Source organism: Leptospira montravelensis (genome assembly GCF_004770045.1).
GTDB lineage: Bacteria > Spirochaetota > Leptospiria > Leptospirales > Leptospiraceae > Leptospira_A > Leptospira_A montravelensis.
This window is the reverse complement of the sequence record NZ_RQFO01000016.1, coordinates 116,283-128,803: the sequence shown is the minus strand read 5'-3', so window position 1 is coordinate 128,803 and position 12,521 is coordinate 116,283. Positions and strand designations below refer to the sequence as shown.

Sequence of the window (12,521 nt, the reverse complement as noted above, 5' to 3'; positions counted from 1 at the left end):
CCTATAATTCCTTGTTCACAAAGTTTTCGCAGTAACTTCGTATTTCTTCTCTTGTTTTCGCAAAGGCAGCCTTTACTTCTTCTTCTGATCCTACTAGTTTTGAAGGATCGGAAAAGTTATGATGTAGTCTTTTGGCATCGCTAGGAAAATAGGGACAGTTTTCTTTTGCATGGTCACAAACCGTGATGATAAAATCGAATGGGATGTCTTTGTATTCGTTTATGTGATTGGAAGTATGTTTAGAAATATCAATTCCTACTTCTTTCATAGTGGCAATGGCCTTGGGATTGACACCGTGGGTTTCTATCCCTGCACTATAAACATTGGCTTTTTCCTTTGCATAAAAACGAATCCACCCTTCTGCGATTTGGCTTCTGCAACTATTTCCAGTGCAAAGGATTAAAATATTCTTTAGATCATTCACAACAGTTTCCTTCCTTTTTAAATTGGTATTGTTTGATAAGTGCGATATGTTCTGAAAATTCAGCAAAGGCTTGGTTTAAGTTTTCCCAATCGATGCAGTAACAAGAAGAAGTTCCTTCTACCTTTCCCCTAACTAGTCCACCTTCTTTTAATTCCTTTAAATGTTGGGAAACTGTCGATTGGGCAAGCGGAAGGATTTCAACGATTTCTCCACAAACACATGTTTGTCGTTTCGCTAATACTTCCAATATGGCAAGCCTTGCCGGATGACTCAGAAGTTTTGTAAAAGACGCCATCTTTTGGATGTTCGCGGGAAATTCTGTTTTTTTGTTTAATGCCATAGTATATCGTAAATATACGATTAATTGGTTTGTTATTTTTTGTCAAGGGAATTCGAAATCGTTTTGGTAGGAAACATTGGTTTTGTGTTTTTTATGAAAGGTTTTCCCCTGAATCTTCAGGGGAGGTGAGTCGATTTGAGTAATGGCTACTATCGGTAGGGAAAGGAATGCATTTCCCTATAATCCAGAGCTATCGGGGATGACCACCGGTTCATCAGAAGTAGGAGTGTCCGGTTTCACATCGGCTGGAGTATATCCGTTTTCATTTTGTGAGGGTTTAGTTCGGTTATCCCATTCTGCCGGATTTGGTTTTTTATTTCCTTCCACAGAAAACAGCCAGCCATCCTCTTGGTTGTTTTTTGTTCCCTGTTCCCTAGGATATGAATCGATAGGTCGGATGGTAATGGAAACGTATTGGATGATTCTTTCGTCTTTTACTGGGTCTAAATACGCCAAACTGTCGTTACGCCATCTATTTTTGATACGAGTTTCTCGACGGAAACTTTTCATTACTAAGTCAAGGTCTTTTGAATATTTAGAAAAAAGAGCTCTGGATGTTTTTGCTTGAATTACGTAGTATAATCCACCTTTTCTATGAAATAAAAATCGATTCGAAACTAACTGTTTTTGTTCTGTATAGTGTAATACAACAAAGACGGATTCATCAAATCCTGCCACTTCGTTCTCAAGCAATTTTTCCCTAACTAATTTTAAGTCAGGGTACTTTGTTAAAAATGTATCCATTGTTTCTTCAATAAACCGGTCGATATCGTATTCTTTGGTACGACGCGCCACATCAATTTGTAAAATTGCTTCTCTATTGGTTTTGGACAACTGGATACGAACTGTATCTGGATACCGCAAAACAGATTTTGCCCAACCCCTTGGATATTCAAAAGCAAAACTCAACGAATCTTCAATCCAAGTTGCTGCATCCAAATGAGAAATAGTAAGACATAATAAAACAATTAGACAAAATCGCTTTTTCATACTTTGAATATCGGCCCCCAGTACCTTCATTATTGATAGTCAGTGAGACCTTTTCGTAAATCTCGTTCTGGAAAAAATCCTAAATTTGCAAAAGATTGGGCATCGTAAACTGCCACGGATTCTAATAGCGGTTGGAGGGGAGAGCCGTGAAAGGGTTTTTGCCTTACATAGGAAATCAATCGGAAAATCCATTCCACTAATTTCCCCCAAAATCCGCCTACTGGGATGGGTATTAAAAACTTTCCTATGATTTTCAGTTCTTGGAAGGTTCGAATGACTTGGTTTACTGTCACAAATTCAGGATGCGAAAACACATAAACTGGTTGTGGAGGTTTTCCATTTAATGTTTGTTTGGTCCATATTACTAGGGCTTTCGTAGCATCATCGATATGAATTAGGGATTTTTTGCGATCGGAAGAAATATAAGGATATATTTTTAGTTTGATTAAAGAGCGTAATTTGGAAATAAAACTTTTTGTTCCTTTTCCATAAATACTTGCCATTCGAAATACTGAATATGGTTTTCCAGAATGTAGTACGTAATCTTCAGCCATAGCCTTTGTTTTTGCATATATGGATTTTCCTGTCCTTTCACTGCCAATTTCTAAACTGACTTCTTTTGATCCATAAACAGAAACTGAACTAACAAATCCAAAGTGGGGAACGTTTTTTGATTTTGCAAATTCTACAAGAAGTTTTGTGGAATAAACATTGATTTGGTGGTAAACTTCTTCGGTAACTTTGATTCCAGATACCACTGCGGCTAAATGAAGGATCAAATCAATCGGTTCGGGAATCATCAATTCATCGATAGAATGTATTTTAGAAAGATCTCTCTCGTAGAACTTAAAATTTTTATGAAAACGAAGGGAGTCTGGAAAATTGGAATAATTTTTTCCAATGGCGATGATTTTAAAATCATCAATCAATCCAAATAAAAGTTGTTTTCCTAAAACACCACTTCCTCCGGTGATTAGAATTGTTTTTGTCATACAAGAAATACCATTTGAAACCAACCGACCATTGCACCAAGTGCAGCACCCACTAAAATTAACAAAAGTTCATCTTCTTGAAAGGCAGATCTTAAAATAGATTCAAATTCCTTTGGTGGAAGTGCGGACATTCTGTCCCCCATCATTGTTTCAATTTCTAAAGCTTCCCCTAAATATTCTTCTAAGTGAAATGATTTTTCAACTGCATTGTCTGCCATTGCCACAGCGATCCTTTCTTTTGCCGCATCAAACTCTTCGATTTTCCCAGCAGCAAATAACGCTGGTTTGGCAAGGAAGGTAACCGTATCCACATGAGAGATTACTTCCTTCCGAATGATGTTTATAATATCATCAGAAGCCTTTCCAAAAATAAGTTCCGATAATATATTTTTCGGCGTGAGGATTTTTTCGCTCACGAGTTTTGCATATAACCTGGAAACCTCGGATTGTCTTTTTAAAAACAAACCTTGGTAAGTAAAAATTCCTAAAAACTTTTTAGGCAAAAGAGGACGAAAGATCATTTCCAAAGCAAGGTAATTGGTTAGGTATCCAACAATCACACCTTGGATGGGTAGAGTCCAAACCAATGGAAAATAAATCATAAATATCATTTGGACAAACCCAAGTAAAAATCCAAAATAAAACCCTGATCTTTCAATGAAGCGAAATTCAGGAGCCCCCACTTCTTTAAAAAGTTCAACCACGAGGCCAACATTTTTACCTGAAAGTTTTTTTAACACTAAGGCCTTTACATCAAATAAGGAATCGATATCATTTTGGAGTTTTCGAATCACCTTTCTAATGGTAACACCACTTTCTCGTTTGACTTTATGGTAAATTTCTTCTTTGACTACTTGGGGGATCATATCCCAAAGTTTTGGATCGAGTGTATCTGAAAACTCTTTCATCGTATAGCGTATGCTAGACTCTAAAGCTGGCAAAAATACCAATTCTGCCTTTTTGGGATCTACTTTTAAAAATACTTCTTTGATGTTGAGAAGGCGTTCGGTGATGACATCCACCGACTTACTCGCCATTTTATGGGCTTTTCTTGGTATGATGCCCTGCCACCCTAAGTAAGGGGGAATTCCCACAAATTGGATGGGATAAAACGTCATTTTTAGGGCAAGCCAGTTAGTCACCCATCCAACAAATCCGTAGGTAAAGGGAATCATCAGGAGTTTCCACTGTTCCGCTGTGATCCAATTCTCCCACATATTTCGCTTTGAGTAAGCCCTAGGAGGGAAGTTTGGGGCAATCTAAATTCCTCGGGAGATTGTTTTTTCCTGCGAAAAGGTAAGGTTGGATTTTTTTTTGCCGATAGCCCTAAAAAAGATTTGATTTGTGTACGGAAACGAACTACAAAAGGTAAACTCCGGCGAAATTTAGGTATTTCCCGAAGTAGATCTGAAAAACTGTAGTATGACTACAAAGCGAATTTTGATTAGAGGGTAGGTTTATGCGCGTTCGAGGAATCTTTACTGTACTCGTTCTCATATCTTTGGTTTTTGTGGGATGTTCCCGAAAAAAGAAATCGATGCCTTTCTGGTTCCTATTAGGTACTGGTGGTGCGGTAGCTGATTCTAGCGGCGGTTTAGACACTCCTCCAGACTCTAATGGTGTTCCTCTTCCTACCCCTGGAGACTCTGTCGGTGTCACCGATCCAGAAGAGGTTCCTGGAAACAATTCCGAACAAGAAGTACCCAATCACGGAAAAGCTCGCATCATAGGTACGATTGTTCCTGTGGTCTCTGGTGTTCCCGCAAACGTTGTCTGTGGAAATCCTGGTGCACCTGCAGCGCCTGGTTGTATTGATCTTACTTTAATTTCTGTAAAAATCGAAGTTGCCAATGGAAACGCTAACACTCTCGTTGCGACAACGAACGCAGGATCCGATGGAAAATTCATTTTTGATTTAAGTGATCTTCCCAATAATAACTACAGAGTTCTTATCAATACAGGTTTCGGACTCAATTATTCCTACCAAGACTTTTCCTATGTATTCGATCCTACCCAATCTCCTTATACTTTAGTGAATGTCGGAAATCTTCTCGCAGAACGTTTGTATTATGGTCAAGGTCCAGCACAATTTGTAGGTTTAGTGACAAGTCCTGGATTTTCCGGTGGCGGCGTCCTCGTACCTGCTGGTCCTGTGGCTGGAATTACAGTTTCGATCGTTGATGCAAGTGGAAACACTATTGGAACTGGTGTCACCAATGCAAACGGATCCTATGTCATTAACATCAATCCATTGCCTAACGGAAATTATACTGTTGTATATTCGGGAGATTCAGTCGAAGTATCTGGACAACCTTTTGCTAATACTTCTGAATTTATACATTTCACCTTTCCTGGAACCAATCCAAATACAGTGGCTATTGTTGACTTGGGAGAAACAAGTCTTCCTTGGATGGCGGCTACAGAAAGTGATATTCACCTAACAGGAAATATACTGAATGGAGCAATCGCTTCTGATACTACTTCTATATTCACTATCAAATTAAAGAACGAACAAGGTGCAATTTTACAAACGGCACAAATTACGGGAAATGGAAGTTTTGTCATCGAAGGGAGTTCTCTTTCAAACGGTGTATATTATTTAGAAGTATCCAATCCTGTTTTTTATTTGGCCTCTCGATCCTTTTTGTTTACTGCTTCACCAACAGGGGGAACAAAAAACGTAAATCTAACAGATCCTATTTTTATGGTGGCAAAACCTTCTTTTGTTACTGGATTTGTGAAAGATGCCAATGGAAACCATGTAGCCGGTGCCGTAATCAATGTTAAGCCATCCGCAAACCAAGCACCTTCCCGAATCCTTTATTTGAAGGATGATCCTATTTTAGGAAATGCGATCAAACTTTGGATTGTGGAAGCATTAAGTGCTGTAGCAGGAACCAATTGTTCCCTAAACCAAGCCGGTTCTGTCTGTTCTTGTGCTGTGAATCCGACAACTGCTTGTTTGGTATCCACACAAGGATCAGGTCCTTGGGTTTACCAAACTTATGGAAACAAACTCTATGAAGTAAATCCTACTTCGAAAGAAGTTTCTTTTCTCGGTGCAAGTGGGCTTTGGTCTTATTACATTTCTGCTCCCGGATTTGAAAACTATTGTGGTTCTCAAAACCCACCTTGTTCTTCAAATCCATTACAAATTAGTTTGAATGGTAACAACTACCAAGCGGGAACGATCTCTTTGACATCGATTGCTGCACGTTCTCAAATTGCTGGATCTATCTCGGTTCGTGATACAGCACCCACAAGTAATTCTCTTCATACGAATCAGTCTGGTCTTTTTGTGGTTTTACTCGGAAATACCTTAGCAGATGGATCCGCGTTGGCTCATATCACAACCACGGCAAACGGACAGTTTAGTTTTGGTGGAAGTTCTTATGTAGTATCCTTACCTGCGGTTCTTCCTCCGCCGTTTACTAATGATGAAGCCGGCCGTGTAGGATATGCAATTTACCAATTGGGTTCTGGCCTTGCGACTCTCTTATCGCAAACACCTAACGTAGCTCGTGCCAATGATAGTACTGCTTCCGTTGATATCACCAACGGAAACGAATACAATTTCCGACAAAGTTCATACCAAATGATGGTTGTGGACCGAGTGGCTCCTTCTTACCAAACCAGTTATTTATCATCCACAAGTTTACGAGTGGATACATCTACTGTTGCTACCAACCAATATGCACTTTCCCCTGCATTATATAATGTCAATGGAACCGTGATGCATAGTCCAAGGGCCACTGTTACTGGTGTGGTTACCGATGCTGTATCTACACAAAATGTGAGTGGTGCCACTGTCACTCTTGGCCGTCTTGTGGGTGGAAATTTTACAGCTGATGTTCATAGAGACTGCGCGGGCGGTTTCGATTCTCCCAACTGTTCTGTATCTGCCACAAGAACTTCTGGTGCAGACCAAGTAGTCGGATCGGTAAGTTCACAATCAAACGGGAGTTATAGTTTCCCATTCCTTTCTCCTGGTTCTTACCAACTTCGTGTCGAAAAAAATGGAATCACCACTTACTTCCCTGTGGAAGTGGGAACTGGTGGAGGAACGGTAGTGGTTAACACGCCTGTCATTACCAATGATGGTCGTGGGCATTTATCAGGTTCCGTGCGAACTCCTGGTGGATTTTCTTTCCTTGGAACTTATTCCTTAGAAATTGTGGATCCAAATGGAGGGACATTACGTCCATCGGCAGGAGTGCAGCCAACATCCATTGCAACGGGTGCTACTGTTTTCTCTAATGCGAGTCAATACACAATTTTTAATATCAACGCGGGTCGTTGGAAAGTTCGGTTTGTTTCTCCCGGATACCAAACTGTAGAAGGGATTGTGGATATCCAAGCCGATGTCACCACAAATTTTGATATCATTACCTTTGTTCCTGGAAGCCAAACTAGCGGTTCTATTTCTGGCCGTGCTTTGTCTGCTTTGTATAACACGGGAGTTTGTAACCTAACCGCACGTATTCGTCCTGGTGTGAACGTAAAATCTGGGGCTTATGCGATTGATGCAGCTGGCGTTACGATAACAAGTGTGAAAACAGCAACTGACGGATCTTATGTGATTCCATCGGTTCCACCGGGAAACTACACTTTAGAAGTTTCTGGTTCTGGAAAAAGAGGGGATTGCACTTCTGTAACAGAAAATTATTCAACCACTTACAGAACTGTGGTATCCGCAGGTTCAGAAACACCTGCAAATCAAAACATTCTTGTCACTCCTATCCTTTTAGAAAACGAAATTCGAGTGGTGCTTTCTTGGGGTGCCAAACCAAGAGATTTAGATTCACATTTACAGTATGGAAATTCCGCCAATGACCGCATTGTTTGGAATAATAAAACTCCACTCGGTTCTGGGAATGGAAGTTTAGATTACGATATTACAACAGGATATGGCCCTGAGACTATCACCGTGCAAGGATCCGTTTGGAACCAACCAAATCGTTACTACAGTATTTACAATTGGTCTGGTGAGGCACTGATGGGAGTTTCTGGAGCCAATGTACGTATCTTCAAGGGAAGTGTAGGTGAGGTGAGAAATTATTCGATTGCACCAAACCATTCCAATCGTTGGTGGAAAATCTTCTGTATCTCACAAGATAAATCCATCTCTGATGTGGGAACACCTGGTTGTAGTGCCAATAATTTCATTGAAAGATCAATGTATTATTAGTAGTCCTTCTTTTTGAAACGGCACTTTGAAAGAGGATGCCGTTTCCTTTATCTTTTCAAATTTTAATTTATGAAAATTTATGAAAGGACAGTAACGGAATACTGTCCTTTGTTTTGATTCACTTGTAAATCTAAGTCATAAAGTTTTGAAAGATTTTTATCTGTTAAAACTTCGTTTTTGTTCCCAAAACTAATTACCTTTCCTTCTTTTAACAAAAGTATTTTAGAAAAGTCTTCCGGGATTTCTTCGATTCTATGTGTGATGAGAATTCTTGTGAGTAACGAACTTCCCATTTTTAATTGGGATAAGGATTTCCCAAAATCGGTTCTTGCTGTAATGTCTAAGGTAGCTGTTGGCTCATCTAAAACCAAAATTTCTTTTCCCACACCAAAAGCTCGTAACAATAGAACTTTCATTTTTTCGCCTGACGAGAGAGTGGAATAAATCTGTTGTTTTTTATGGCTTAGGTTTACTGAGGCTAACAACGATTCGGCGATTTGTTCTTGTTCTTTTGTTGGTTCTTTATAGAGGCCAAGAGTTCCAATGACCCCAGTTAAAACCATTTCAAACGTTGTAAGTTTCTGTAGTAAGGTCTCTTGGTGGCCTGGTTGCACCATTCCAATTCGATTTTGTAAAGGAGCCATAGGAGTTTCGCCATAAGTTTCTCCAAAGGCAGAAATGGAACCTGTGGTTGGCCAGGAATAACCAAAAAGTAAATTGATGAGTGTTGTTTTCCCAGCGCCATTTCTTCCAATGATGGCAAGTGAATCACCTTGGTTTAAGGAAAAATTTACATTGTCTAAAATTTTTTTGTCAGTTCTTATAAACGAAACAGAATCAAAACGAATCACTTCACTCATTTGATTTTTTAAATAGAAGTTCGATTTTATTCACTGCAGCAGAGAACACATCGATATTATCTAAATTAAATTTTGCGAGTAGGATTTTGTCAATGGCATAAAACCCTTTTTTCTGTTCGTGATAATCTGCCATCATATTTGCCATGTAGATAACTTCCACTAGGTCACGTAGTTCCGCAGGAGCTAAAAATGGTTTGTGATGGTATTCGATGGCTACACGAAGGTCGAGGGGGAATTCCCATTTTTCTGCAAGGAGTGCACCCAGTTGCGGGTGGCTAAGTCCAATGGCCATTTCTTCTAGTAGAGTTGAGTTTCCAGAATCAACTCCTCTTTGGTAGGTTTCAATTTTTTTGAAAAAACCTCGGTCCACGGAAAGTAAAAGGAACTTTCCAATGTCGTGTAACAAAGCACTTACGGCAATGATATCTGCAATTTTGTTTGTATGATTGTTTTCTGTCGCCAAGTAACGAGCGTAATAACTGCATCGACTGGAATGATCCCATACATCCATCATCTTTCCGTATTGGCCTTCCATAATTTTACGGACACCAGAAACATAGAGTAGGTTTCGTAAGTTTTTTAGACCAACAACTTTCACAGCCTGTAAGATGGAACTGACTTGGCTTCGATTTGCAAAAAATGCGGAATTAGAAAGTTTGAGTAGATCGGCAGAAAGAGCAGGGTTCCTTTCGATTTCCTGAGAAATCATATGTAAATCAGAATCGGGATTGTTACAAAGTTGAATGATTTTGGTAAGAGAATGTGGTAGAGGCGGTAATCCATCTATTTCGTTTAAAAGTTTTGTTTTTAGGTCTGTTTGGATTTCTACAGGAGTTGTCACTTCTGGTACAGACAATGTAGCGCGTGTTATCTTGTCGTTGGTAAAGATTTTAAATTTTTCAGAACCGATTCCTGAATTTTTTAGAAGGAGTTGGATGAGTACTAATCCTAAACCTGCAGATTCTGTGCTATCGGAAACATCAGAAAAAGCATCAGAAAGGTCATTGTAGTTCTTTGCGACTTCGATTCTTCGATTAACGCGCGCTAACTCTTCTTTAGTAATAGGTGCATTGTTTTCCACAGCAAAGTGAATGGATTTTCCCTCAACTTTCATGAGCAAACTAATGTAGTAATTTCCTCCATCTAACCGGCTCAATTGTTCATTCCATTTCATGATAATGTTTTCTTGGAACCGGGACATTCCTTTCGCATAATCACTAGCATTTTGGATGTCTAAATTTTCTCGGGAGAAGTAATCGCGTTTTGCATTTGCCTTGTTGGCGTTCATAAGGAGTTCTTTAAGGACAGTGAAGATGACTTCTACTAAATAAAGTTTGTCCATATACCCCATTACATGGACAAGTAATGCGTATATCTCCTGATTTTGTTCTTCTGTTACAAAGTAAAAGTTAATTCTCGATTCTTTTGCGGTTTCTAATTGAGAGATAATATCTTGAAAATTCACAAACGCTTTTTCCCGTAACACTCTTATATTTTGATTTCTTTAGGACGCAATAGATATTTTTTTCGCATCCGATTTCTATTTTGTCCCAGGGGACTTGTATAGTGAGAACATCAGTGGAGGAAATCACTATGGATATGTTAGACCAAATGAATTTGCATTTGCTTATGCAAGAGAGATTGGAAAAAATTTTAGAGGATATGGAAAGAAGACCTAAGGGGAAGTCCAAAAAAACAAAGTCCTTTGATCGAATTCCCGCAAATAAGGAACAAGCCGAGTGGAATTTACAAGAAATACCTGTTCTATTCGGTGCTTAACTTAGTGAAAACCGCAACCAAGTGTTGAGGGTTTTTTTATGAATGATACTGGAATGGTCTTGGTCGGCCCACTTTGCCAAATCCGCTATCGATGGGGGAAATCCCTGAAAAGATTGTAAAGAATTTATTTTGTCATAATTGAATGGGAAACTAATTTCCTTGTCTTCGGAGAGAAACTGAAAACCAGGTAAAGATTGTTTTTGGTTCAGCGCGTTCCAGGCAATTTGATTTTTACCTTTTCTATCGCCAGAATACAAACGTTTGGTGGTTGCTTCTAAACTTTTTTTCCTATTGGTATCTGGAAGGTAATACCTTTCATAACCTGTCCCTTTACAATGAGATTTCCCACGTTCTGCAAGGAAACTCACTCCACTCACAAAAAATTGCCTATCTTCTATTGAATCTGTTATAGATAAAACCATTCCCAGTAAGTTCAAACTAGGATTGGAATAATGTGGCCAGGTTTTGCCTAGTTGATTTAGAAATAAATGTTGGGTAATTTGGTCCAAAGGGTGACCAGTATTCACTAAAATTTTTGGATTAGTAAGTTCAAAGATATAGGATGAGCCACCTAACCAGGTAATGATGGGGATTTGTTTTGGCAAATCTAACAATAAATGGTAGGTTGTCCCTCGACCGGAATCAAACGACACAACAAAATCGGGGATAACTCCATTTGGTAAAAGATAACCGATGGATGTGTCACTGGCAAAAATAAGAAAATGATTTCTGTCTTTTTTAATCCGAGGTAAATCGATTTCTAAACCAGGACTTGCACCCAGAAATAAAATTGGAATATTCTTTCCTGAAAAGGATTGGAACCATTGGATACTCGTATCGTTAAAAAAAAGTCTAGTTCTGTTTTTTAAGTAGTTATGAGTCCATAATTTACTAAAATGTTGGATGGTGTTTTTGTTGAGGTCACCAGGAGAGAACTGCGACTGAAAATTGGTTTGGCAGACTTTGATTAGTTCGGGAAAATTTCTTTCATAACTAGGAGAGGTATACAAACTCCATTTGGATTGTAAAGAGCCGGCAAACTCGGGGAAATTTTTGATTTTCTCTATTAAATTTGACCATTTTGGGTCTGTACCCACAACCAAAAATAAATGGATTCCTTTTGATTGGAAACGCTCTTCTAAACTGTTGATTTCCTTTTGAAACTCTGTTAACTCGTAGATTTCGTGATGAGGCTCCCAAAAAACGACAGTTTGGTGTTCGATTGGGTTTTCTAAATAAGACCGAACAGTGTGTAAGGCCCCAATGCCAAGAATGACAGGGATGGAACCAGAACCTAATCCAGATAGAAACCGAGAAGCCTCCTTTTCAGGGGAGACTTTTGAATGTAGGAAAAAATTGTCGGGAGTTTGAAAGTTATAGAGAAGTTTGTTTTGGAAGTGAGGGATTAGAGGAATGGGAGTAACCTCTTAGTCCTCTTCTTCCTCGTCTGAATCATCATCATCGTCATCAGAGTCATCGTCGAAATCATCCTCTTCTTCTTCCTCTTCTTCCTCTGTTTCATCCCCAAATTCATTTTCGTAACCTTCATCAAGTTCTGGTTTACGAGCTTCTTCTTCTGGGATGAAGTCTTCTTCGATATCTTCTTCTGCATGAGGAGCAAAAGAAGTTCCGGCTGTGGATGTAACTCCTGCCAGTTTGTCTTTTTCTGCTTGGAGAAGGGCTTTTTCTTCAGAGGAAAGGTATTTCCACTGAACCATATCATTTGTAAGTGCGTATAATGCTTGGACCGTCAATTTACGGTTTTTTAACTTTTTAGGGAGAGTGATCTTATCAATTTTATCGATCGTGCTGAAACCGGCCACGCAAGTTTCGTATTTTTTTTCCCGGCAAAGTTCTATTAAGGATACGATATCGAAGTCTTCTTTATGCGATTGGCTCATTTTCTTTGATTCCCTGATGGAAGAGAGTGGAATGTTAGACCAGGTTG

Annotated in this window: 11 protein-coding genes; 2 read left to right on the top strand and 9 right to left on the bottom strand. The window is 39.2% G+C overall.

All coding sequences use genetic code 11. From position 1 onward, the window contains the following. Position 1 precedes the first annotated feature (1 nt). The 5 genes from EHQ31_RS11010 to EHQ31_RS10990 all read right to left on the bottom strand — a co-directional run bounded on the left by EHQ31_RS11010 (position 2) and on the right by EHQ31_RS10990 (position 3,921). Positions 2-424 carry an arsenate reductase ArsC gene (locus EHQ31_RS11010; RefSeq protein ID WP_135573767.1) on the bottom strand — a complete coding sequence of 141 codons (423 nt, stop codon included), beginning with the start codon at positions 422-424 and terminating at the stop codon, positions 2-4. After that, on the bottom strand, positions 417-764 hold the full coding sequence (locus tag EHQ31_RS11005) for an ArsR/SmtB family transcription factor (protein ID WP_135573769.1): 348 nt from the start codon (positions 762-764) through the stop codon (positions 417-419). Before EHQ31_RS11005 ends, EHQ31_RS11010 begins: the two co-directional genes overlap by 8 nt. 177 nt (positions 765-941) lie before the next feature. Then, entirely contained in the window at positions 942-1,754 is an 813-nt protein-coding gene (locus tag EHQ31_RS11000; RefSeq protein ID WP_135573771.1) for a hypothetical protein, read from the bottom strand. 29 nt (positions 1,755-1,783) lie between these two features. Beyond that, entirely contained in the window at positions 1,784-2,746 is a 963-nt protein-coding gene (locus EHQ31_RS10995) for an NAD-dependent epimerase/dehydratase family protein (RefSeq protein WP_135573773.1), read from the bottom strand. Then, positions 2,743-3,921, bottom strand: a complete 1,179-nt coding sequence (locus tag EHQ31_RS10990; protein WP_135573775.1) for a DUF445 domain-containing protein — start codon at positions 3,919-3,921, stop codon at positions 2,743-2,745. Before EHQ31_RS10990 ends, EHQ31_RS10995 begins: the two co-directional genes overlap by 4 nt. A 284-nt stretch (positions 3,922-4,205) precedes the next feature. Here EHQ31_RS10990 and EHQ31_RS10985 point away from each other — a divergent pair, with 284 nt between their 5' ends. Continuing rightward, complete coding sequence (locus tag EHQ31_RS10985) at positions 4,206-7,934, top strand: Cna protein B-type domain protein (protein WP_135573777.1); 3,729 nt, start codon at positions 4,206-4,208, stop codon at positions 7,932-7,934. A 77-nt stretch (positions 7,935-8,011) separates the two neighbouring features. Here the strand turns inward: EHQ31_RS10985 and EHQ31_RS10980 are convergent, their stop codons facing one another. Together EHQ31_RS10980 and EHQ31_RS10975 are read right to left on the bottom strand one after the other, a co-directional pair. Continuing rightward, on the bottom strand, positions 8,012-8,794 hold the full coding sequence (locus tag EHQ31_RS10980; protein ID WP_135573779.1) for an ABC transporter ATP-binding protein: 783 nt from the start codon (positions 8,792-8,794) through the stop codon (positions 8,012-8,014). Continuing rightward, positions 8,787-10,259, bottom strand: coding sequence for an HDOD domain-containing protein (locus tag EHQ31_RS10975; RefSeq protein WP_135573781.1), 1,473 nt, complete (start codon positions 10,257-10,259; stop codon positions 8,787-8,789). The genes EHQ31_RS10980 and EHQ31_RS10975 overlap by 8 nt, the downstream gene beginning before the upstream one ends. 101 nt (positions 10,260-10,360) lie before the next feature. Between EHQ31_RS10975 and EHQ31_RS10970 the strand changes: the two genes are divergently transcribed. Next, positions 10,361-10,573 carry a hypothetical protein gene (locus EHQ31_RS10970; RefSeq protein ID WP_244247350.1) on the top strand — a complete coding sequence of 71 codons (213 nt, stop codon included), beginning with the start codon at positions 10,361-10,363 and terminating at the stop codon, positions 10,571-10,573. Here EHQ31_RS10970 and EHQ31_RS10965 read toward each other — a convergent pair. Beyond that, positions 10,570-11,670, bottom strand: coding sequence for a 6-hydroxymethylpterin diphosphokinase MptE-like protein (locus EHQ31_RS10965; protein WP_315901904.1), 1,101 nt, complete (start codon positions 11,668-11,670; stop codon positions 10,570-10,572). The two genes, EHQ31_RS10970 and EHQ31_RS10965, sit on opposite strands and share 4 nt — an antisense overlap. 330 nt (positions 11,671-12,000) lie before the next feature. After that, positions 12,001-12,474, bottom strand: coding sequence for a DNA primase (locus tag EHQ31_RS10960; RefSeq protein WP_135573785.1), 474 nt, complete (start codon positions 12,472-12,474; stop codon positions 12,001-12,003). Positions 12,475-12,521: the final 47 nt, after the last annotated feature.

What these genes read in the sequence shown, in the direction of transcription:
- EHQ31_RS10990 (WP_135573775.1), bottom strand. Translation starts at nt 3,921, where the DNA reads ATGATTCCCTTTACCTACGGATTTGTTGGATGGGTGACTAACTGGCTT.
- EHQ31_RS10960 (WP_135573785.1), bottom strand. Translation starts at nt 12,474, where the DNA reads ATGAGCCAATCGCATAAAGAAGACTTCGATATCGTATCCTTAATAGAA.
- EHQ31_RS11005 (WP_135573769.1), bottom strand. Translation starts at nt 764, where the DNA reads ATGGCATTAAACAAAAAAACAGAATTTCCCGCGAACATCCAAAAGATG.
- EHQ31_RS10980 (WP_135573779.1), bottom strand. Translation starts at nt 8,794, where the DNA reads ATGAGTGAAGTGATTCGTTTTGATTCTGTTTCGTTTATAAGAACTGAC.
- EHQ31_RS11000 (WP_135573771.1), bottom strand. Translation starts at nt 1,754, where the DNA reads ATGAAAAAGCGATTTTGTCTAATTGTTTTATTATGTCTTACTATTTCT.
- EHQ31_RS10995 (WP_135573773.1), bottom strand. Translation starts at nt 2,746, where the DNA reads ATGACAAAAACAATTCTAATCACCGGAGGAAGTGGTGTTTTAGGAAAA.
- EHQ31_RS10985 (WP_135573777.1), top strand. Translation starts at nt 4,206, where the DNA reads ATGCGCGTTCGAGGAATCTTTACTGTACTCGTTCTCATATCTTTGGTT.